21 protein-coding genes and 1 riboswitch are annotated in these 20,904 nt (G+C 41.2%); of the genes, 4 read left to right on the top strand and 17 right to left on the bottom strand.

Going from position 1 to position 20,904, the window contains the following annotated elements; translation table 11 throughout:
- From ACLOR3_RS06010 to ACLOR3_RS06020, 3 genes are all read right to left on the bottom strand, one after another.
- The coding region (locus tag ACLOR3_RS06010; RefSeq protein WP_412037073.1) for a DUF4131 domain-containing protein at positions 1-568 on the bottom strand (568 nt) is incomplete at its 3' end.
- Positions 552-1,235, bottom strand: a complete 684-nt coding sequence (locus ACLOR3_RS06015) for a helix-hairpin-helix domain-containing protein (protein ID WP_411400544.1) — start codon at positions 1,233-1,235, stop codon at positions 552-554. The genes ACLOR3_RS06010 and ACLOR3_RS06015, both read right to left, overlap by 17 nt.
- Positions 1,236-1,337: 102 nt before the next feature.
- Positions 1,338-2,081 carry a lysophospholipid acyltransferase family protein gene (locus ACLOR3_RS06020; RefSeq protein ID WP_154852376.1) on the bottom strand — a complete coding sequence of 248 codons (744 nt, stop codon included), beginning with the start codon at positions 2,079-2,081 and terminating at the stop codon, positions 1,338-1,340.
- A gap of 137 nt (positions 2,082-2,218) precedes the next feature.
- Between ACLOR3_RS06020 and ACLOR3_RS06025 the strand changes: the two genes are divergently transcribed.
- From ACLOR3_RS06025 to ACLOR3_RS06035, 3 genes are all read left to right on the top strand, one after another.
- The gene (locus ACLOR3_RS06025; protein WP_129268766.1) at positions 2,219-4,558 is read left to right on the top strand and encodes an HAD-IC family P-type ATPase; all 2,340 of its coding nucleotides are present in this window, start codon (positions 2,219-2,221) and stop codon (positions 4,556-4,558) included.
- Between the two features lie 98 nt (positions 4,559-4,656).
- The gene (locus ACLOR3_RS06030) at positions 4,657-5,403 is read left to right on the top strand and encodes a tRNA1(Val) (adenine(37)-N6)-methyltransferase (protein WP_129268764.1); all 747 of its coding nucleotides are present in this window, start codon (positions 4,657-4,659) and stop codon (positions 5,401-5,403) included.
- Complete coding sequence (locus tag ACLOR3_RS06035; protein ID WP_048689170.1) at positions 5,393-5,665, top strand: GIY-YIG nuclease family protein; 273 nt, start codon at positions 5,393-5,395, stop codon at positions 5,663-5,665. The genes ACLOR3_RS06030 and ACLOR3_RS06035 overlap by 11 nt, the downstream gene beginning before the upstream one ends.
- Positions 5,666-5,739: 74 nt before the next feature.
- Here ACLOR3_RS06035 and ACLOR3_RS06040 read toward each other — a convergent pair whose 3' ends face one another.
- The 13 genes from ACLOR3_RS06040 to ACLOR3_RS06100 form a co-directional block, all read right to left on the bottom strand.
- Positions 5,740-6,378 carry a GNAT family N-acetyltransferase gene (locus ACLOR3_RS06040; protein WP_129268762.1) on the bottom strand — a complete coding sequence of 213 codons (639 nt, stop codon included), beginning with the start codon at positions 6,376-6,378 and terminating at the stop codon, positions 5,740-5,742.
- A gap of 251 nt (positions 6,379-6,629) precedes the next feature.
- Entirely contained in the window at positions 6,630-7,610 is a 981-nt protein-coding gene (gene lacD, locus ACLOR3_RS06045; protein WP_123159363.1) for a tagatose-bisphosphate aldolase, read from the bottom strand.
- Between the two features lies 1 nt (position 7,611).
- On the bottom strand, positions 7,612-8,541 hold the full coding sequence (locus ACLOR3_RS06050) for a tagatose-6-phosphate kinase (RefSeq protein WP_023026586.1): 930 nt from the start codon (positions 8,539-8,541) through the stop codon (positions 7,612-7,614).
- Between the two features lie 11 nt (positions 8,542-8,552).
- Positions 8,553-9,068 carry a galactose-6-phosphate isomerase subunit LacB gene (lacB, locus tag ACLOR3_RS06055; protein WP_023026585.1) on the bottom strand — a complete coding sequence of 172 codons (516 nt, stop codon included), beginning with the start codon at positions 9,066-9,068 and terminating at the stop codon, positions 8,553-8,555.
- 16 nt (positions 9,069-9,084) lie between these two features.
- Positions 9,085-9,510 carry a galactose-6-phosphate isomerase subunit LacA gene (gene lacA, locus ACLOR3_RS06060; protein ID WP_023026584.1) on the bottom strand — a complete coding sequence of 142 codons (426 nt, stop codon included), beginning with the start codon at positions 9,508-9,510 and terminating at the stop codon, positions 9,085-9,087.
- A 69-nt stretch (positions 9,511-9,579) separates the two neighbouring features.
- A complete protein-coding gene (locus ACLOR3_RS06065) occupies positions 9,580-10,464 on the bottom strand; it encodes an aldose 1-epimerase family protein (protein WP_048715588.1) in 885 nt (294 codons plus the stop codon).
- Between the two features lie 103 nt (positions 10,465-10,567).
- A complete protein-coding gene (locus tag ACLOR3_RS06070; protein ID WP_048715587.1) occupies positions 10,568-12,043 on the bottom strand; it encodes a PTS galactitol transporter subunit IIC in 1,476 nt (491 codons plus the stop codon).
- 96 nt (positions 12,044-12,139) lie between these two features.
- On the bottom strand, positions 12,140-12,445 hold the full coding sequence (locus ACLOR3_RS06075) for a PTS sugar transporter subunit IIB (protein WP_006148587.1): 306 nt from the start codon (positions 12,443-12,445) through the stop codon (positions 12,140-12,142).
- A gap of 39 nt (positions 12,446-12,484) precedes the next feature.
- On the bottom strand, positions 12,485-12,961 hold the full coding sequence (locus tag ACLOR3_RS06080; RefSeq protein ID WP_270288801.1) for a PTS sugar transporter subunit IIA: 477 nt from the start codon (positions 12,959-12,961) through the stop codon (positions 12,485-12,487).
- A gap of 207 nt (positions 12,962-13,168) precedes the next feature.
- Positions 13,169-13,915: a DeoR/GlpR family DNA-binding transcription regulator gene (locus ACLOR3_RS06085; RefSeq protein WP_126403976.1), complete on the bottom strand. Its 747-nt coding sequence runs from the start codon at positions 13,913-13,915 to the stop codon at positions 13,169-13,171.
- A 326-nt stretch (positions 13,916-14,241) separates the two neighbouring features.
- Positions 14,242-15,816: a degradosome RNA helicase CshA gene (cshA, locus tag ACLOR3_RS06090; protein WP_126403975.1), complete on the bottom strand. Its 1,575-nt coding sequence runs from the start codon at positions 15,814-15,816 to the stop codon at positions 14,242-14,244.
- 693 nt (positions 15,817-16,509) lie between these two features.
- A complete protein-coding gene (locus ACLOR3_RS06095) occupies positions 16,510-17,418 on the bottom strand; it encodes a magnesium transporter CorA family protein (RefSeq protein WP_411400550.1) in 909 nt (302 codons plus the stop codon).
- 82 nt (positions 17,419-17,500) lie between these two features.
- Positions 17,501-17,881, bottom strand: coding sequence for a PH domain-containing protein (locus ACLOR3_RS06100; RefSeq protein WP_006596927.1), 381 nt, complete (start codon positions 17,879-17,881; stop codon positions 17,501-17,503).
- 101 nt (positions 17,882-17,982) lie between these two features.
- Positions 17,983-18,107: riboswitch (TPP riboswitch) on the top strand.
- A gap of 81 nt (positions 18,108-18,188) precedes the next feature.
- Between ACLOR3_RS06100 and thiT the strand changes: the two genes are divergently transcribed.
- Positions 18,189-18,761 (top strand): energy-coupled thiamine transporter ThiT, encoded by a 573-nt coding sequence (thiT, locus tag ACLOR3_RS06105; protein ID WP_411400553.1) that lies wholly within the window; start codon positions 18,189-18,191, stop codon positions 18,759-18,761.
- A 398-nt stretch (positions 18,762-19,159) separates the two neighbouring features.
- Here thiT and ACLOR3_RS06110 read toward each other — a convergent pair whose 3' ends face one another.
- The gene (locus ACLOR3_RS06110; protein ID WP_129822246.1) at positions 19,160-20,704 is read right to left on the bottom strand and encodes a peptide chain release factor 3; all 1,545 of its coding nucleotides are present in this window, start codon (positions 20,702-20,704) and stop codon (positions 19,160-19,162) included.
- Positions 20,705-20,904 lie beyond the last annotated feature (200 nt).

The following is a 20,904-nucleotide window of genomic DNA, read 5'->3' on the forward strand; positions in this document are numbered from 1 at the left end:
ACAGCAGTCCTATGAAATCTCTAAGCTCAGCAGGTCTCTTTTCAAGGATGTGGCTGATTTTTAAAAGGTGATAAATCCCTTGTGTTTTCAGATAAGCCTGGTAATCAAAACCCATAAAATTACGCTGTTTTGTCGGGGTCTCTAACTCCCCTTTGATCCGTAATTCTAGCCCATGATCCAGGTGTTTAAAATAGGCTTGTTCTTCCTCTGACTGAAGCTGGTAGAAAACCTGAAAAGTACAGCTACCCGACTTGGCACGAAAGGATAAAGCATCTCCATTCACCTTGATGGTATCCGGTAAAAGCTGAATGACCCTTGGGACCCTATAATCGCTTGACTCTTGTTTTCCCTGTTCGATCCGGAAAGCAAAACAAAGGGCAAAGAGGGAAAGAAACCCTAGGAGGCACAGAAATCGTTTGCCATCGTAGCGTCTCCTAAACAAGATGAAGAAGGCCAGAAGGAAGATCGAAGCGAGCCAGTGTCCCGTGTAGATCCAATAATAGAGAGCTAAAACCGGCAGGGTGAGATGAAAGGGATGAATGTTGAGACTTCTAATCCACTGTAACATGCTCTTTTAACTTTTCTAGCATCTTTTGGCCAATCCCAGAAACATTTTTCAATTCATCAACAGACTGAAATTTTCCTTTTTCCTCACGATAAGCAATGATATCTTGGGCTCGCTTTTGACCTATACCAGAAATCGTCTGTAGTTCCGCTTCTGTTGCCGTATTGAGATTGACCTTTCCATCTTTTGACTGCTTTTCACCACCGGTCGTCCCAGCAGATGCAGATGCGGACGCAACAGGCGCTACCTCCTCTCCATTCTTAGCAACATAGACGATGGACTCATCCTCCAATTTTTGCGCTAAGTTGACGGATTGGTTGTTGGCTTCGTCTGTCATCCCTCCTGCTTTTTGGACAGCATCATAGACCCGGCTCCCCACGGGAAGTTCGTAGACCCCTGCCTGTCTAACAGCACCCTTCACATCCACCATGATTTTCTCTTGAGAGGAGTCCGTCTTTTCCTCACTCCTCTGTTGAGAGCTAGAAGGGAGGCTTGTCTCTTCCTTAGGGGAAATCTCCTGATCCACCATTTCTAACTGAGAAATGACAGTTTCCGGTCCTTGTGGGGGTTGCTTAGGCCAAAAGAGAAATATTCCTCCCATCACTAGCCCCACAGCAGCCAAACCTAAAAACAGTTTATATTCCTTGATCTTCTCAATCCACGTCTCCATAAATACCCCTTTTATTTTTATTATTCGTAAAAAATCGAAGAAATAAAAAAAGAATGTCAAAAATCACATGATTTTTGACATTCTTTTTATCTAGAGTACTGCTTAGTCTTTCCGATGCTTGTCCGGATCCCAAACAAAACTAGCGATATAACTAAACAAGAGGGTCAGTAAAGCGACAACCAAGACAAATGGCAGCAGTAAAAACTTCAACAAACGGATGAGGATAAAAGGTTTTCGGTCGTTGCGGAGTGCCTGAGATTCCGCATCTAAGCGATCAAACTCAGCCTGGATACGTCTTGCAACTTCTTCCACTCCCTCATCATTCATTTTTGCAATATCAGAGATATCAATAGGGTGCCCAAAGTTCATGTCAACCCGTTCACAGGTCGCTAGTCCTTTCAAAGTCATTGGACCCGTATAAGTGACAGGCATAATACGTACCTTGGCCATCTTGGCAATCACAGCAACTCCACCCTTAACATCCTGAGAATGGCGACTTCCACTTGGAAACATAATCAAGGAACGCTTGCTTTTTTTGAGCATATTCACTGGGTATTTAATCGCTGCTGCACCTGGATTTTCACGGTCAATTGGGAAAGCCCCGCACATGCGAATCCACCATCCAAAAATCCGATTGGTAAAGAGTTCCTTCTTAGCCATAAAGATAAATTGCTTGGGTTTAGTCGCAAAGGCCATGTAGACCGGATCCCACCAAGTTCGATGAGGAGCTACGAGAATGTAATTTTCCTCTTGACTCGGAATCAGTTCCTTATGATGGTAATGAGCATTTCCATTCAGAACCCATAAAATAAAGGTCACTAAGCCACGTAAATAGGTATAAAACATGCTTTCTCCTTTGATAATTCTCTTGTTTATCCATTATACCGTATCCTTCTCTTCCCCGCAAATCTTTTCAAAAACTTGATGACTCAACAAACTGACTGCATCTAGTCTTTTTCTTAAAAAAATGATATGATGTTTTTATGGAAATGAATGAATTAAAGGGATTAACCCATGAAGAGGTCCGCAAAAAAATACAGCGTGGCCAAACCAACGAATTTAAAGCGAATACCAGTACCAGTACCTGGCAAATCATCAAGCGCAATGTCTTCACCTTGTTTAATGCTTTGAACTTTGTGATCGCCCTCGCTTTGGTTGCGGTACAAGCCTGGAGCAATCTGGTCTTTTTTGCAGTCATCTGCTTTAATGCCTTATCCGGGATTGCTACAGAGCTCCGCGCTAAACGGATGATTGATAAATTGAACTTGATGAGTAAGGAGCTCGTCACTGTCATCCGAGCCGGGGAAGAGGAAACCATTGATCCAGAGGAAATCGTCCTTGGCGACCTGATTAAGCTATCTGCTGGAGACCAAATTCCGAGTGATGCCATCGTTCAAAAGGGAGTTGCTGAAGCCAACGAAGCCATGCTGACGGGAGAAAGTGACTTGGTTCTCAAGGAAGAGGGAGATGAACTTCTATCCGGTAGCTTCTTAGCGAGTGGCCAGGTCTACGCTCGTGTCAAACGTGTGGGGGCCAATAACTATGCTAATAAATTGATGGTTGAGGCGAAAACTCTCAAACCCATCAACTCTCGCATCCTCTACAATCTCGCAAAAATCTCTAGTTTTACTGGAAAGATTATTATCCCATTTGGAATCGCCCTCTTCTGTGAAGCCTTTTTGATTAAACTGCTTCCAGTGAAAGATTCTGTGATTACCTCTTCCACTGCTCTCCTGGGCATGTTGCCAAAAGGAATTGCCCTTCTGACAGTGACCTCTCTCTTGACAGCCGTGATCAAGTTGGGGATGCGCAAGGTCTTGGTCCAAGAGATGTACTCTGTGGAAACCCTGGCTCGTGTCGATACTCTTTGTTTGGATAAGACAGGAACCATCACCCAAGGAAAAATGACCGTCAAAGGCATTCACTCCCTGTCTGAACACTTTTCTGAAGAAACTATCGAAGTTATTCTCGCTGCCTATATGCAAAATTCTGAGGATAACAACCCAACTGCCCAAGCTATCCGCAAAGCATATGGCGAGTTAGAACACGCTTATACAGCAGAATCAATCATTCCATTTTCAAGTGATCGAAAATGGGGGGCCATGACCCTGACCAACTTGGGGACCGTTTATTTAGGGGCCCCAGAAATGCTCCTCAAAGAAAATCCTCCAGCGGTATTGGAAGCCCAAGCCCATGGATCACGGGTCTTGATCTTAGCTCGCAGTGTGGAAGCCATTGATATGCATGATTTGACTTTGCCAAGTGATGTAGAAGCGATCGCCGTCATTGAAATCCTCGATCCAATCCGCGAAGGGGCTGCCGAAACCTTGGATTATCTTCGCTCCCAAGATGTAGATCTCAAAATCATCTCTGGTGATAATCCAGTCACTGTTTCTTACATTGCTAAGGAAGCTGGTTTTGAAAGCTACGAAAGTTATATTGACTGTTCTAAGATTGAGGACGATGAGTTGGTGGACCTAGCTGAAAGTACAGCCATTTTTGGACGGGTTTCTCCTCATCAAAAGAAACTCTTGATTCAAACCCTCAAGGCTGCTGGTCGAACCACTGCCATGACAGGGGACGGGGTCAATGATATCCTAGCCTTACGAGAAGCTGACTGCTCCATCGTGATGGCCGAAGGCGATCCTGCAACTCGTCAAATTGCCAATCTCGTCTTGTTAAACTCTGACTTTAATGATGTTCCAGAAATTCTCTTTGAAGGTCGTCGGGTCGTCAATAACATTGGACGAATCGCTCCTATCTTCTTTATTAAGACGATCTACTCCTTCATTCTGGCGATTATTTGTATCGCAAGTGCCCTTTTATTTGACATCAACTACTTGTTGATCTTCCCATTTATTCCGATTCAGATTACACTGATTGACCAGTTTGTCGAAGGATTCCCTCCATTTGTCTTGACCTTTGAACGAAACATTAAGCCAGTGGAAAAACACTTCCTCAAACGCTCCTTGCATCTGGCCTTACCAAATGCCTTGATGGTTGTCTTTAGCGTCTTATTTGTTCGTTTATGGGGAGCTCATCATGGCTGGTCTAGCCTGGACATGTCTACCCTTTCCTACTACTTGTTAGGATCTATTGGCTTCTTGTCCGTTATTCGGGCTTGCTTGCCACTCAATATCTGGCGAGGTCTCTTAATTATCTTCTCTGTCTGCGGTTTCTATCTCTCTGCCTTTTACTTGAAAGGTCTGATTGAAATCGGAACATTGACAGCTGTGACCTTCCCAGTCTACCTTGCCTTGATGGCTCTCTTTACGGGAATCTTCATCTTGGCGACCATTTATCAAAAATATGAATTTGATTAAACAACTCTTTGATAAGGATGGAACAAAGGTTCTGTCCTTATTTTTTCTTATCCCTTTCTATGCTTTTCCCCGCCCTCTTTTCATGCTATAATAGAGCCATGAACGATATCGAATTAAAAGACGGCGAACGCGTCAACCAACTATTTTCTAGTGATGTAAAAATCATTCAAAACAGAGAGGTTTTTAGCTATTCTATTGATAGTGTCCTTTTGTCACGTTTTCCTAAGTTGCCCAACCGTGGTCTGATTGTCGATCTTTGTGCCGGCAATGGCGCTGTCGGACTCTTCGCTAGCACGCGCACCAAAGCAACCATCGTTGGAGTGGAGATTCAAGAAAGACTCGCCGACATGGCAGAGCGTTCCATCCAATTGAATGGCCTCTCCGACCGTATGTCCATGATTACCGATGATTTAAAAAATTTGCCCCACCATTTCCCTGGTAGTAAAATCGACCTTATTCTCTGTAATCCTCCCTACTTTAAAGTGGACGAGCATTCCAATTTAAATGAGAGCCCTCATTATTTGCTAGCTCGTCACGAGATCACCACCAATTTGGACCAAATTTGTCAAGTGGCCCAACGGACTCTCAAGTCCAATGGCCGACTCGTCATGGTACATCGTCCGGATCGCTTCTTAGATATCATTGAAACCATGAAACACTACAATCTGGCTCCTAAACGGATTCAATTTGTCTATCCCAAGGTCCATAAAGATGCCAACATGCTTCTCATTGAGGCCATTAAAGATGGATCGCGAGATGGTCTAAAAATTCTGCCTCCACTGTTCATCCATGAGGAAGATGGAAGCTATACGCCGGAGATTCATGAGATTTATTATGGAAACTAAAGCTTATATGTATGTAGTCCAGTGTGCAGATGGGACCCTTTATACTGGCTACACCACCGATATCGAACGCCGTATCAAAACCCACAATGCTGGCAAAGGCGCCAAATATACACGTCCCAGACTTCCTGTGACCTTGATCTACCAAGAGTCTTTCCCCGACAAAAGAGCTGCTATGTCAGCCGAAGCACTCTTTAAACGGAAGAGCCGAGAGGAAAAACTGACCTATATCAAGCATCAACAATCTAAACTAGATCCAGAATAGAGGTAACCTAAATGATCTAACAATCATCTGTTTGCATGCTAAAAGGAGCCACAAGAGCTCCTTTTTTTAATCATCTAGGATTCGTCATCAAGGGTCTTCAAAAATGCCCAATTTCCAACACTTTGTTTTCCATAGTCAAGCACCATAGAATCTAATAGAACGAATTCATTTTTTTCATAGAAAAAGACATTTTGCTGGGTACTGGTAATCAAGCCTAGACGCTTACAACCTTTGGCCTTGACGTAAGGCTCAATCCCGTTTTGGAGAAAATGACTACCAACACCTTGGCCCTGAATAGTTGGGCTCACAGCAAACATCATTAAATACCAGTCGAAGTTTCCGGATTTTTTCAAATGTTGCTCCGAACGCTCCACCAGGTCCAGATATTTCATTAATTTCCAAGGGCTAATGTAACGGAATAACTTAAAAATTCCATTTAGTAGGTAAGAGACCATTGAGAAATCTTTTTGTTGCAAGAGTCCTACAGCTATAATTTCTCCATCTCGTTCAGCAACTAGGCAAGTTTCCCCTTTGATGTAGAGCTTGACTAACAAGGTATGCAATAGCTCAATAAAGGCCGGAAAGTATTCAGGCTTTTTTAAATCTTCTTTAATGACGGTTAAAAATGGATAATTCATAAAAGCATCAGCGCAGACTTTTCCAATTAGCTTGTACTCATCTAGCCTTGCTTCTCTATATACGATCCTTTCCATACGCCAACTCCTTCATTCTAATAAGTCCATTATACTGTAAAATACTCTTTTTTTCGATTGCAATATGAAATTATCACATAAATTCTTACAAATCAGAAGCCATTTGAATAGTGAATGAAAGCTTAATCAGATTTATGAACATTGGGAACCAATTTTTGATGAATGACGGAACTACTCCTGCATAGAAACAAAAAAATAGTCCTTCTAGATTTTTCTAGAAAGACTATTTGATACGTTAGGAACTAAGAAAATTAAATACGCTCTTTCCAAGAAGTTGCGACTTGGTCTAAGACTTGGTTGAGCTCTTCAATGTTGCGACGACCTTCTGTACGGAGCCATTCACGAGCTGCTGCTTCGCCATTCTTGATGTAGGCCTCTACAGATCCAGCCCAAGTTGCACGACCACAAAGGACTCCGTTAAAGTTCGCGCCTGCTTCATGCGCAAAGACGAGGGTTTCTTGGAAAAGTTTGGCAGAAACACCTGCACTCAAGTAGATGTATGGAAGGTTGGTTGCTTCTTCTTGTTCTTTAAAGAAGGCTGCCGCTTCTTCACGGCTATGAACGATTTCTCCATCGCCAAAGCCTTCAACGTATTTGACATTGACTGGCACTTCTACCTTCAAGACATCGATGTTAAAGCGTGGGTCTGAGAAGACTTTCATAGCTTCGATGACCTTACGAGGTTTTACTTTCGCATATTCTACAGATCCGGCATCCGCGATTTTTTCATCATAAGCCAAGATTTCAAGGAAGAATGGAATTTCTTCTGCAGCACATTCTGAACCAATGCGTTCGATGTAGGCTTGTTTTTCTTGGTTAAGTTCTTCTGCACTATCCACATCATAGTAGAGCAAGAATTTCACTGCATCTGCACCCTGTTCTTTGATGCGTTTAGCTGACCAAAGGTTAAGGCAGTCTGGCAGACGCTTGGTGCTAGAAGTGTCGTAGCCAGTTTTTTCATAAGCCAACAAGAGACCTGCTTCTGCATCCAAGACCTTAGTAGCAGGAAGTCCATACTCAGGATCCAAGAGCATAGAAGATGCGAATGGTGTCAATTCTTCAGCCACCAAGACCTTCAATTCTTCCATTTGAGCCACTGTTGGTTCTGTATCTTGGTACTGAGCCATGAGGCGTTTCAAGGCACCACGTTGGTCAAAGGCCAAGGCTGAAATCACACCCTCTTTGGTGCTCAATTTTTCTAAATAGTTGCGTTTTTGTTCTGTTAATACCATCTTATACCTCTTTTACAATTATATTCTGATACAAATCATCGTAGTGGGCCATATTGACATGCCCTGTCATCTTTTCTTGGGCATTTAGCATCCCTAAGACCATAGCATGGGTCAAGAGGGCCGCGTCATCTTTTCCGCTACTGAGGGCAGCAGAGATCCCAGCCACGGTTGAATCTCCAGATCCCACTGGATTGACCACTTCTATTTTTGGAATATCGACCTTATAGAAGCTGTCCCCATGTTTGGCAAAGGCACCATCTCCACCTAAGGAGACGATAATCCATTCGATTCCTTCAAACAGTGGGTCTTTCAAAACTTCTTTTAAGTCCTCAAAATCCGCTGAAACATCCCGTCCTAAGAGTTGAGATAATTCTTCGCGATTGGGTTTAATCACCGTTGGTTTGAATGGTGAGTGAAGGACCGCTTCTAAAGATTTGCCTGATGAATCAAGTACAACCTTGCGTCCTGCTTCTTTTGCAATCTCAATTAGGCTCGCATAATAGTCCACTGGTAGCCCTGTAGGAAGACTCCCCGAAATAGCAATCACATCCGCTGTCGGCATGAGGAGTTTGAAATGATGAAGGAATCCTAAAGCTTCCGTCCGGATAATTTCTGGACCCGCTTCTAAGATTTCTGTTTGATTTCCTTCATGCAAGATGGCGATACAGTTCCGCGTATCTCCCAGGATATCATAGAAGAAGGATTGGACATCTCGTGGAAGATGGGTCTTGATGAATTGACCATTGGTCCCCCCAACAAAACCTGTTGCTCCAACTGTTTCACCGCTCTCAGCTAGGACACGGGTGACATTTAACCCTTTCCCACCAGCCGTCTTAGAAACTTCCGACACACGATTCACAGTATCCAACTTTAATTCTTCCAAGGGATAAGAAATATCAATGGAAGGATTCAAGGTGACAGTTAAGATCATATCCTCACCTCTTAGTCGTGGTATTCACCACGATCCCATTTTTCAAGGAATTCTGTAAAGAAGTCTGCATCCTCTTGGTGATCATTATGGGTTTCCAAATGTTGAATCTTGGCAATCAATTTCTTGTTTTCTTCACTTGGTTTGTATTCTGCATGAATGAAAGCTTCAATGATATCACACATGAGCAACTCACCGGTTACTTTCCCACCAAAACCAATCACGTTGGCATTCAACTCTTCTTTCGCATAAAGAGCAGTTGTCATGTCGCGAACCAAGGCTGAACGGATTCCAGGAACCTTGTTAACAGCGTTGTTAATTCCAACACCAGTACCACAGATACATACTCCAAGATCTGCTTGACCACTAGCGACTGCTTCTCCGACTTTTTTCCCAAAAATTGGGTAGTGGGTACGTGCATGGTCATAGGTTCCGAAGTCAAGGACTTCATAACCTTTTGATTTCAAAAATTCAGAAACAGCCATTTTTTCATTTGTGACAATATGGTCACATCCAATTGCAATTTTCATTCGTTTACTCCTCCCCTTAGCACATCTTGTTGAGCATATCGACACGGATTTGGTGGCGACCGCCGTCATACTTACCGTTTACAAAACCTTTGGCGATATTTTTGGCCAATTGGTCACCCACGATTTGAGCACCCATGGTGATCATGCGAGAATTGTTGTGGCCACGAGTCATGTAGGCAGAACGCTCATCTGAAACTTCTGCCGCAACCATTCCTTTAATTTTAGTAGCGACCATGAATGGACCAGCACCATAGGCATCAATGACGATACCAAGATTGTCTTCTGCTTGTTTGACTTCCTTAGCGACAGCCAAAGTCACATCGACAAAGTCTTGCCCTTCTTCTGTCACATCCACTACTTGGAAACCTTCTGCTTCCAAATATTCTTTGACTACTTCTTTTAAGCGGATACCTGCTGCATCCGCACCAATAATAACTGACATATTATGCTCCTTCTTTTAATTCATTTTTCAATCAAATACAGAAACTTCTATATTCAACAACATTATTATCTATAAAATTTCGATTTCAAAACTAAGTTCTGCTTCTTGACCTGCTGGCAAAAGTCGAACTTGCTTTTTATATTCCAAATAATCACTCTCTTCAAGGGAAGTGGATAAACCAGACCAAGGCTCTAAAGCGATAAAAGGTCCTTTATTTGGTGTTGTCCAGATAATCAAGTTTGAAAAATCTGGAAAATGAAGGCTTACTCCTTTTTCGTGCTTTTTAGAGCGGAGGATCACCCTTCTTGATTGTAAGCAATCTAAGGTGATGGCATCCTTTTGGAAGAGATCGTAATCGAGATTTAGGATTTTCTCTTGCTGTAAGAAAGGTGTCCGATCAAAGACGTTTAGCAAGCCTGTCTCTGGATAGGATTTAGGAATACTACAGGTCTCTTCTTGTTCGAATTCCAGGTAGTAATCTTCAAATCCTTCATCCGCCAGTAACGGACAATTAAATCCTGGATGGCCACCAACGAAAAAGGGCATGACTCCTTCCTCACCAAGATGGTGAACCCGATAGGTTACTTGAATCTTCTTACCAAGTAATTGATAAGAAATTTCTAATCTGAAATGATAGGGATATTGCTGATACATTTCTTCCGTATCTTCTATCCCAAAAGTCACCCGATCTTCTGTTTGCTCTACCAGCTCAAAGTTTTTCTTGCGAACCAGCCCGTGGCGAGGGATCTTCCCAACACCTTGAGGGCGATACATGGTTGTATCATTTCGAACCGAACCACAGATAGGAAAGAGAACTGGGGCTTGGCCACTCCAATACTGAGCATCACCCTGCCAAAGATATTCGATACCTTCCTGATCCTTGATAGAGGTCAGCTCACCACCTAACTCCTTGAAACAAACTTCCAGATCATTATTTTTTAAAGCTATCCTCATATTTCACTCCTTAGCATGTTATTTTAGAGAAAAAACTAGGCTACCCCTCCATGTCTGGAAAATTGATACCCTAGTTTTATCAAGTTACATATTTAGGAGCGGATTATTTTGCATTTGCTGCGTATTCTTCGTTACGTTTGATCATTTGTTTTCTGTACCATGCAAAGATTCCAACGTAGAATGCTAAGAAGGCAACAACACCAATAATCAATTTAATATCACCAGTTGTTGCATTACCGATTGTCCAACCAAGCAATTTTTCAACAGGTCCTTCAAGAGTTGAGTGAGTGATCAATTGAGCTTTGTCAACTCCTTCTGGAAAGGCTTTTACACTTTTCGCCAATTCAGTAGCGAATGGTGCGATAAGAGTACCTGAAAGAAGGAAGAGTGGCAACAAGAGTGTTCCAAACACGATCATACGGATCAATTTACCACGTGTTACAACCAACAAAGCTGGAGTCACACCCATAGCGATGATCCCTGCAAGTGGCAAGATACCATTTCCGACTTTAGAAAGAAGCACTGCTTCGATCAACATGATTGGTGCAAGTACGTTTGCACAAGCCCAGATTTCTGCACGACCAGCGATAAATGGCCAGTCCAAACCGATATTGAATTTACGTCCTTGAAGACGTTTAGTAGCAACGTTTGTAATACCTTGTGACAATGGTTCTACCGCTGCGATGAACCAAGAACCGATCAATGAGAACAATTCCAAGCAGACACCGGCAGTCAAACCAAGGCTGATCCAACCTTTAATAACCAATTCCCAAGTTTTAGCATCAGCTACATCAGCAACTGGATGTGGAGTACCCATGATACCGATGACGATACCAAGAAGGAAACCGATGAAGAATTTAGATCCCCAGAAACCAATTTTCTTGTTCAATTTAGCTGCGTCAAAGTCGTATTTGTCAAGACCTGGGAAGAATTTGTCAAAGATTTTATCCAAAACCATGATGATTGGGTTCATCATGTAGTTCATGTGAGTTGAAGTCATAGGTGATGAACTTGGTGCATTCAACAAATCGTCAAATGTTGGTTTCATCAAGTCTGAGTTGATGATTTTCATAATCCCTACAAGAACAACTGCAAGAGTGGCAACTAAGAGGGAAACTCCTGCGCTAACTCCATTTTTATCCGCATACCATTTAATCAAAAGACCTGTGATAGACAAGTGCCAGATATCAAAGATATCGACATCAAGTGTATCTGTTTTCTTCATTGCAAGCATGACAATGTTGACAACCAACATAACTAGCAAGAAGTAAAGTGTCCAGGCAGACCCCCAAGTGATGGTCGCAAGTGGTGCCCAACCAACGTCTGTGATATTCAATTGAATACCAGTGTTCTCAACGAATTTTGCAAGAGACGCTGAGAAAGCTCCATTCAACATACCGATGATTGCACCGATACCTGTAAGGGCGATGGCAAGTTTAATACCACCTTCAAGCGCTTTGGAGAATTTCACTCCAAACAAAAGTGCCAATAGAGTTAGGACGATCAACATGATGATCGGTGCACCCATATCTAGAATGGGTTTGAAAAACTTATTGGCAAAATCGATAATGCCATTCATAATAAATCCTCCCGATTTATATTTTTATATTTTACAAAATTAAGAATGTCAGCAATTCCAGGCATAGGAACCGCTTACAAAATACAGATAAACGAATTAGCTTAAACCGTGTTCTTTGATGGCTGCTTCGATATTGTCATATACCGGAGCGCTCATAGCTGGAATACGGAATAAGATTGGACCAGCTTCAACTACTGGAATACCAGGATCAAAGCCTAAATCTGTTGCAGCGATTGGTGTAAAGATATCATAACCTTTAATCAAATCTTCATTCACATCTTTTACCATTACCGCATCACATTGTACATCATATCCACGGTTTGAAAGCTCTTCTTCTAGAGCGCTTTTGATTTGGTGGCTTGAGTTAACCCCTGCACCACAGGCAGCTAAAATTTTAATCATTTGAATGACCTCCATTATAAATATTTTTAATTTTTACTATTAAGCAATCGCTTCTGTGATATAGCGATATAAGTCTTCTTCAGTTTCCAATTTCGACATGTTTTCAAGATTTCCATTTGTCGTAAAGAAATCCATCAAATGCGCCAAAATGTTTGTTTGGCTGGAACTAGAATTGTTAATGATGAAGAATAAAAGCGAAACTTCTACTTCCTTATCAGGCGCGATCATATTGTGGAAGGTTACCGGATTTTTTAATCGAACAACTACAATATTCTCTGTCAGGTTATGGATGATATCCGTGTGAGGAATGGCCACATTTGGCAAATCCTTTCCTAGAAATTCCATATCTAAGCCTGTAGGGAACGATTTCTCTCTTTCTTTTAATGCAACTCGATAAGAATCTGTCACAATCTGACGTTCTTCCAATAAAGTTGCAACCTGTTCAAACAATTCTTCTTGATTCGCAACATCTAGGCAAAAGACTAATTCCCGATTAAACAGTTGATTTAATCCCATCTTTTCACCCCTTCCACTTTTACCTTTTTTTATTTACACGATAAGTATATCACTATATGAATGCGCTGTCAATTACAATATGTAATTTTTTGTTCTTTTTTGTTTATTTTTTATAGATTTATTTTGTAGACCCTACCCTATGAAAGGATATGAAAACGGCCAGGATCTGCTTGAATCCTGGCCGTTTAGCTGTTTCTTTTCTAATTTTTACAAAATTTTTGTATAGGAATTGTATTTTTCTCGCACCTTTTTAGAGATAGAATGATCGGTAATCACTGCATTTAAATCATCTAAACGGTAAAAGGCATAGAAAGAATAGCTATCAAACTTACTATTATCTGCTACTATATACTTTTCAATGGCATTGTTAAGAATAATTTTATTGCCATTTCCTTCTTCTTCGTTTGCGGTCATAGCTGTATGGCCATCAATCCCATTTACTCCGATAAAGGCTTTTGAAACTTTTATTTCCTTTAAGAGCTTATTTGCAAACTGTCCTACAAAGGTCTGTGTCTTGACCCTATAGCGTCCGCCAACTAAAATGATATCACAATTCGGTTGGTCTTTTAATTTTTCAAAAATCGGCAAGGAATTGGTGACAATACTGACATGTTTCCCATCAAGATAATCGCCAATAAAATCTGTAGTGGTCCCTGCTCCAATAAAAATTGTATCGCCTTCATCAATCAAAGCTGCACATTTTTGAGCAATCTCCCTTTTCTCTTCCACGTTCAACATGTTCTTTTCTGTATGGGAAACTTCTGCCAGACTATCTTTGATTTTTCGATGGGCCCCTCCATGAACACGAACCAACAAGCCTTGTTCTTCTAAGTCCATCAAATCTCGTCGAATTGTCATATCGGTTACACCTAAGAGATCGCTCAGATCCTTAACAGAGACTACTTCATTTTTATCCAACTCTTGTAAGATTGCTACGTGTCTACTCTCTTTCATATGACGTCCTACTTTCCTATTTCTGCTTTCATTATACTATAATAGTGAACATTTTCAATAAGAAACAAACATTTTATCGATTTTTTTCTATATTAACCACTTATTTTGTTGGTTATTTTTGTAGAAAAAATTTATTTTTTGTTCATCTTTTTAAAAAAAGTAGATTTTTTTTAGCAAATCTGTTGACAGGACTTATAAAAAGTTGTATTCTTAATATGTTAACAGAATTGATAGCGTTACCACAGAGTAATAGCAAACGTTTTGTTTACGAATTTCGGTCTCCTTATAAATATACAAGGGTAAACATATGTTTACCCTTGTATGTTTTATTTATCTCCTTTGTTCCGAATCACAAAGCCTGTTTTCTTCTCGCTTGAAGTATTGCGTGGTTTTTTATTATCCTTACGGTAACGCTTCTCTTTATCAAAACGATCCTTTGAACGTCCACCTTTACGATAGTCATCACGACGTCCATTGCCACGGCGATCACGGTCTCGACGGTCATCCCCACGACGGCCTCCTCGACCACCCTTGCCTTTGCCACCGAAGCCACCACCAGATGGTTTAAATGGTAACGGTTTTTCACGTGCAATCTCAACCTCAGGAAGACTATCTGGGTCTTGAACAGTTAAGCTGAGGATATACATGGCCAATTCTTCTGGGCTGAATTCTGATGCTAATTGACGAGCATCCTTTCCAAACTTTTCAAAGTTGCTACGGATCTCCTCATTCGCAAAATCACGTTCAATTTTCTTCAGTGCAACCTGCTTCTTAGCTTGGAAGGCTTCTTCTGCACTTGCAGGTTTAAGACCTTTCATGCGTTTTTTAGTCAAGTTCTCAATGATTTGGAGATAACCCATTTCATTAGGTGAAACGAAGGTTATAGACTGACCTGACTTACCTGCACGTCCTGTACGACCAATACGGTGAACATAACTCTCAGGGTCTTGTGGGATATCGTAGTTGTAGACATGAGTCACACCTGAAATATCCAAACCACGAGCAGCTACGTCTGTTGCAACGAGGACATCAAGGTTGCCATTTTTAAAATCACGAAGGACACGAAGACGTTTGTTTTGGTCCAAATCTCCATGAATCCCTTCTGCACGGAAACCACGGATTTTCAGCCCACGAGTCAACTCATCTACACGACGTTTGGTACGACCAAAAACGATTGACAACTCAGGTTGATCAACATCCATAAGACGAGTCATGGTGTCGAATTTTTCTTGTTCCTTAACGCGGATATAGTACTGGTCTACCAGTTCTGTTGTTAATTCTTTAGCAGCAATCTTCACATGCTCAGGTTCTTTCATGAACTGAACACCAATACGTTTGATAGCATCTGGCATAGTCGCTGAAAAGAGCAAGGTTTGACGATTTTCCGGTACACGAGAGATGATATCTTCAATATCTTCAAGGAATCCCATGTTCAGCATTTCATCTGCTTCATCTAAAATCAAGGTTTCAATATCATGCAATTTCAAGGCCTTGCGTTTAATCAAGTCAAGTAAACGTCCCGGTGTTCCTACAACGATGTGAGCACCTGATTTAAGAGCCTTGATTTGTTTTTCAATACTTGAACCACCGTATACTGAACGGACTTTCACACCTTTACTACGGCCAAAGCGAAAGAGTTCTTCCTGACTTTGAACAGCCAGTTCACGAGTTGGGGCAATTACTAAAGCTTGGATAGTTGCTTCTTCTGTACGAATTTTTTCAAGAGTTGGCAAGCCAAAGGCTGCAGTTTTCCCTGTACCAGTCTGTGCTTGACCGATAACATCTTTTCCCTCAAGAGCCAAAGGAATAGTTTGCTCTTGGATAGGACTTGCTTCTACAAATCCTGCTTTTTCAATTTCTGCTAACAAATCAGCAGAAAGGTTAAATTCATTAAATTTCACGTTATTCTTCTTTCTAAAGATGGTGCGAAGCCATCCTATAGCGCTTAGTTTATACTTTTCTTGTCATGACGTACTTTCAGTTTTTATGAAAGACCGTGTTGCTTCTTTTCCACTAAAGAAAAGTACTGCTTTCTTTGCAACCTATCTAGTATACCATAGACTAGGGTTAAAAGATAGTAAAACGAAACAGGTTAAAAGTTTTTTTATTTCGTAACCCCTTTCAAAAAAGCTCTTTCCACCTTTGGATAATTAGTATAATTTATTTTTTAAATTTGCGATAATATAAAAGACTGTGAAGTCTCTTCTTTACTTTGAATCACCTCATAAAAACAGCGTTACAATAGGCTTTCTAAAAATTTTCACTCACAATAAATCCCCTTTTATTTTGGGATTGTTTCCTTGATTTTTAATATGAAAATATGTATAATGATTCTAGTATCTAGGTTATTTCAGTATCATTAAAATGCTTCATTCATTTAACTGATTCAACGATTCAATCCAATTATAAATTGTTTATAATCCACTCAGTACTTTTAAATCTACTCCTACTATTTCCAAGAAGATTTTGTACAGTCGATCACTTGTATCAAAACTGCCTCTTCTTCTTAGGGGAGGCAGAGTTAAAAATGAAGGATTTTCTGAAATAGCCAAGATACGAAAGAGGTAAGGAATTTCTTCCCTACCTCTCTTTTTTTATCGTTTATGGGCAATCCAGCGCAAGATTCGTGATAACATCAACCACAAGACGAAGCTAGCGACCGAAATATAAATCCAGGCATTGGGATCATTTGTAAACGGCAATGGAACATTCATTCCAAAGAAACCAGTGACAACTGCTAAGACCGCTAACAGAGCTTCTAATATGGTCAGGGTGGTCAAATTATCATTCAAATTATTATTTAGGATGTTATTGTAAGAGCTAGACAATTGCTGCAAGACCTGAGAGTTCAACTCCGTCATATATACCAACTGTCTGGCCTCAATCATGGCATCATCAAATTGTTCTTTTTCCACATCATCAAATTGGCGGTAGATTAGGTGAGCCTTGATATGTTCCAGAAGCATGCGATTTTGCTTGGCAGCGGATGCTAGATAGACCATACCTGTTTCCACATCAGAAAGAGCATAAAGGTTCTTACTAGTTGTCGTTTTTCGTAAGAGACGAGTAATCTCATCCTTGTGCTTATCTAGACGCTCAATAATCGGATAATAAGCATTACTAATCATCTCAAGCCCCGCAAACAAGAGTTTAAAGGTGGATAAAATTTCATGAGCATCAACATAGCGTTCCATTTGTGCAATAATATAGGCGTTGTCTCGGTTACTAATAGTCACAAGACGTGGCCCCTGGACAATGAAAGTCATCGGAATGGTTTCGTAATATTCCTTTTCCTTTTCCATATCCAATACATTATAGATAAAAGTCACAGTTCCATTTTCACGGTTGTAATCCATGTGGGCACGTTCATTTTTATCCAGTGCATATTCAATGGTTTCTTGATCAATACCATACTTTTGGTACAACTGGGATGTTTCTGCAATCAAGTCAGAATCAATATTGATCCAACTCCGACCATCTCCTAACTTTTTTTCAACGAACATTTCGTTTCCTCTTTACCTTATCTACCAGTACTCCTACCCAATTATCCGAAATCGCTAGATGAGTCCTGTCCTCATTCACTGATCAACGCAATACAGCGGCTGCTAAGGCCTGCTGGATCTCGATAACACTATTATCACTCTTAAATTGAAGTGTTTCTGATGGTTCTACAGCTGATGAAACCCAAATTTTCAATTCTGCATCCAAATCAAAATGACCAGATGTTTCTACTGAAAACCGTGAAATGGAACGATAGGGGAGGGATTTATAAGATGTTTTCTTCCCTGTCATTCCTTGCTTGTCCACCAAAATCAGACGGTACTCCGTAAAGACAATCAAGTCACGAATCAAACTAAAAGCCAGAGTTACTTGCTCACCTGGAACCAGGATATCTCCTAAATCTTTTTCAACCTTATCGACGTCTTTTTGAGAAGCATTGCCCATCAAACCTGCAAAAATACCCATGATTTTTTCCTCCACAACTTGTGCATTTTCTATCTTAATAACTATACCATATTTTTTACGAGTTAAAAAGTTGCGGGAACGTTTTTTTGATAGTATAATGAGAGAGTCACAAGAGGAGCAATTGCTGAGATTGGCTAACTTGGATACCAGAGGTGTTCGTTGCTGGCCTAAACTCTTACCACCTGATCAGGTTAGGACCTGCGTAGGGATGTGTCTCAAAACAGAATGAAATAGAGAACTTCTATGACAACGTTTTGATGTGGCAACAAATGAGCCAATCAAAACGATTGGTATAGGAGGTTTTTTTATGTCGAAAACTACGATTCGACCAATGATTGAGGTTGCTCTTTTAGCGACCATTGCTTATATTTTGGATTTGGTTACTCAACCCATGTCCTTAGGTCCTTGGATTTCTCTATCTTTTAAGATGGTTCCCATCTTTCTCCTCAGTTTCCGCTGGGGCGTTAAGGCTGGTGCCATGGGGGGATTCCTCTGGGGACTGTTGCAAGTCGTAACGGGGGAAGCAGCTGGTGGTTGGTTGACTCCAATCCAAGGTTTCTTAGAATACTTTGTAGCCTTCAGCTTGATTGGACTGAGTGGAATTGTCAAACCTACGCTTGACAAGGCTATCAGAGATAAGAAACGAGTTCAGACACTCACTTATATTACTATTGGAGTCGTCTTAGGAGGGTTCGCACGTTACACAATTCACTACATTGCAGGGGTCATCTTCTGGGGAAGCTACGCACCGGCAGGCCAAAGTGCCTACCTCTACTCTCTAATTGTAAATAGCTCCTCCTTCTTAGGCGAGACTATTGCCAGCCTCATTGTCTTCTTTATCTTACAAGAATTTTTGGGAAGACTCCTAATTACAGAATAATAATAAGTATTCTTATAAACTTTCCTTATGTGAGAACGGAAGTTAGGTGAAATTATCCGGTGGATGATTTCAGCAATCCAGGAAGTTCCATGACTTAGTTTTGAACCTAAGGTTTCAAAACTCCCGAGTTCTAGAAACACTATTGTTTCTAGAACTTTTTTCACAGCGGAAAGTTTCAGTCCTTGCTTTAAAAACACAAAAAATATAGAATTATTTTTATTTATTGAACAACCACTTGGTTTTTATGGAAAAAGAAAATTTGTCGATATCACAAAACCAGCTCGCTTGAGCTGGTTTTTTAACTATCCCAAAGTAATCTGAAAGACAGTTAGCTAGCCCACATAATAGTGGCTAGCGTCCAACAATTAGGGACTTTAGTTCCAATTGTTGGTGCTGAGTTACATCTTTTCCTCTAGTTCAACATCTGGATATTTGTCCGCAAACCAACGGAGGGCAAAGTCGTTTTCAAAGAGGAAAACAGGCTGGTCAAAGCGGTCCTTAGCCAAGATGTTCCGGCTTGAAGACATGCGCTCATCTAAGTCCTCTGGTTTGATCCAGCGAACGGTCTTTTTACCCATTGGGCTCATGACCACTTCTGCATTGTATTCATTTTCCATGCGGTGTTTGAAGACTTCAAACTGTAGTTGCCCGACAGCTCCCAACATGTATTCACCTGTTTGGTAGTTGGTATAGAGCTGGATGGCCCCTTCTTGCACCAATTGCTCAATCCCTTTGTGGAAGGATTTTTGCTTCATGACATTCTTAGCAGATACCTTCATGAAGATTTCAGGGGTAAAGGTTGGCAGTGGTTCAAATTCGAACTTGTTTTTTCCAACAGTCAGCGTATCCCCAACTTGATAAGTACCAGTATCGTATACCCCGATGATATCTCCCGCTACGGCATTGGTCACATTTTCACGGCTTTCGGCCATAAACTGAGTGACATTAGAAAGTTTGGCTCCCTTACCAGTACGAGGGAGGTTAACACTCATCCCGCGTTCAAATTCACCCGATACAATACGGACAAAGGCGATCCGGTCACGGTGACGAGGGTCCATGTTGGCCTGGATTTTAAAGACAAAGCCTGAGAAATCCTTGTCATAAGGGTCGACAAGCTCTCCATCTGTCTTCTTGTGGCCATGTGGTTCTGGAGCAAACTTAAGGAAGGTTTCCAAGAAAGTCTGTACTCCAAAGTTCGTCAAAGCTGATCCGAAGAAGACTGGTGTTAATTCACCCGCAAGGATGGCTTCTTCTGAGAATTCATTTCCAGCTTCTTGCAAGAGTTCGATATCGTCTTTCACTTGTTCGTAGAAAGGATTGTTAGCAAAAAGCTTGTCCCCATCTTCTAGACTAGCAAAACGCTCATCTCCTTTATAGAGCTCCAAGCGTTGGTTATAAAGGTCATAGAGTCCCTCAAAGGCTTTCCCCATCCCAATCGGCCAGTTCATTGGGTAACTTGCGATGCCCAAGACTTCTTCCAGTTCTTGCAAGAGGTCCAGTGGCTCGCGACCGTCACGGTCCAGCTTGTTCATAAAGGTAAAGACTGGAATGCCACGGTGTTTGACAACCTCAAACAATTTCTTGGTTTGGGCCTCGATACCCTTGGCAGAGTCCACCACCATGACTGCAGCATCTACCGCCATCAAGGTACGGTAGGTATCTTCTGAAAAGTCCTCGTGCCCTGGGGTGTCTAGGATGTTGACCCGTTTTCCATCATAGTCAAACTGCATCACGGATGAAGTTACCGAAATCCCACGTTGTTTCTCGATATCCATCCAGTCAGATTTAGCAAAGTTACCTGTTTTCTTTCCTTTTACCGTACCGGCTTCCCGAATCTCTCCCCCAAAGTAGAGCAACTGCTCTGTAATCGTCGTTTTACCAGCATCCGGGTGGGAGATGATGGCAAAGGTACGGCGTTTTTTAATTTCGTCAGTTATTGTCATTCTTTCTTCCTCAGTTATTTTTTTAAAACGTATTTTTTAGTAGGTAGGATCCTTCTACATTGGTTCTCTCCTTTTACCTTAACTAACCTATTATAGCGGAAATAGAGCCTTTTTTCAATCGTCAGTATAGTTACAATTTAAAAAGCCCGAGTGAGAACTACAATAGTTCTACATCCTAGACTTCATTAAATAACAAGTAC

It is taken from the genome of Streptococcus intestinihominis (assembly GCF_046824975.1).
Taxonomy (GTDB): Bacteria; Bacillota; Bacilli; order Lactobacillales; family Streptococcaceae; genus Streptococcus.

What these genes read in the sequence shown, in the direction of transcription:
- lacB (WP_023026585.1), bottom strand. Translation starts at nt 9,068, where the DNA reads ATGAAAATTGCAATTGGATGTGACCATATTGTCACAAATGAAAAAATG.
- lacD (WP_123159363.1), bottom strand. Translation starts at nt 7,610, where the DNA reads ATGGTATTAACAGAACAAAAACGCAACTATTTAGAAAAATTGAGCACC.
- ACLOR3_RS06025 (WP_129268766.1), top strand. Translation starts at nt 2,219, where the DNA reads ATGGAAATGAATGAATTAAAGGGATTAACCCATGAAGAGGTCCGCAAA.
- ACLOR3_RS06100 (WP_006596927.1), bottom strand. Translation starts at nt 17,881, where the DNA reads ATGGGTATTTTTGCAGGTTTGATGGGCAATGCTTCTCAAAAAGACGTC.
- ACLOR3_RS06095 (WP_411400550.1), bottom strand. Translation starts at nt 17,418, where the DNA reads ATGTTCGTTGAAAAAAAGTTAGGAGATGGTCGGAGTTGGATCAATATT.
- ACLOR3_RS06065 (WP_048715588.1), bottom strand. Translation starts at nt 10,464, where the DNA reads ATGAGGATAGCTTTAAAAAATAATGATCTGGAAGTTTGTTTCAAGGAG.
- ACLOR3_RS06080 (WP_270288801.1), bottom strand. Translation starts at nt 12,961, where the DNA reads ATGGGATTAAATCAACTGTTTAATCGGGAATTAGTCTTTTGCCTAGAT.
- ACLOR3_RS06110 (WP_129822246.1), bottom strand. Translation starts at nt 20,704, where the DNA reads ATGACAATAACTGACGAAATTAAAAAACGCCGTACCTTTGCCATCATC.
- lacA (WP_023026584.1), bottom strand. Translation starts at nt 9,510, where the DNA reads ATGTCAGTTATTATTGGTGCGGATGCAGCAGGTATCCGCTTAAAAGAA.
- ACLOR3_RS06075 (WP_006148587.1), bottom strand. Translation starts at nt 12,445, where the DNA reads ATGATTAAAATTTTAGCTGCCTGTGGTGCAGGGGTTAACTCAAGCCAC.
- ACLOR3_RS06035 (WP_048689170.1), top strand. Translation starts at nt 5,393, where the DNA reads ATGGAAACTAAAGCTTATATGTATGTAGTCCAGTGTGCAGATGGGACC.
- ACLOR3_RS06085 (WP_126403976.1), bottom strand. Translation starts at nt 13,915, where the DNA reads ATGAAAGAGAGTAGACACGTAGCAATCTTACAAGAGTTGGATAAAAAT.
- ACLOR3_RS06030 (WP_129268764.1), top strand. Translation starts at nt 4,657, where the DNA reads ATGAACGATATCGAATTAAAAGACGGCGAACGCGTCAACCAACTATTT.
- ACLOR3_RS06020 (WP_154852376.1), bottom strand. Translation starts at nt 2,081, where the DNA reads ATGTTTTATACCTATTTACGTGGCTTAGTGACCTTTATTTTATGGGTT.
- ACLOR3_RS06050 (WP_023026586.1), bottom strand. Translation starts at nt 8,541, where the DNA reads ATGATCTTAACTGTCACCTTGAATCCTTCCATTGATATTTCTTATCCC.
- ACLOR3_RS06070 (WP_048715587.1), bottom strand. Translation starts at nt 12,043, where the DNA reads ATGAATGGCATTATCGATTTTGCCAATAAGTTTTTCAAACCCATTCTA.
- thiT (WP_411400553.1), top strand. Translation starts at nt 18,189, where the DNA reads ATGTCGAAAACTACGATTCGACCAATGATTGAGGTTGCTCTTTTAGCG.
- ACLOR3_RS06040 (WP_129268762.1), bottom strand. Translation starts at nt 6,378, where the DNA reads ATGGAAAGGATCGTATATAGAGAAGCAAGGCTAGATGAGTACAAGCTA.
- ACLOR3_RS06015 (WP_411400544.1), bottom strand. Translation starts at nt 1,235, where the DNA reads ATGGAGACGTGGATTGAGAAGATCAAGGAATATAAACTGTTTTTAGGT.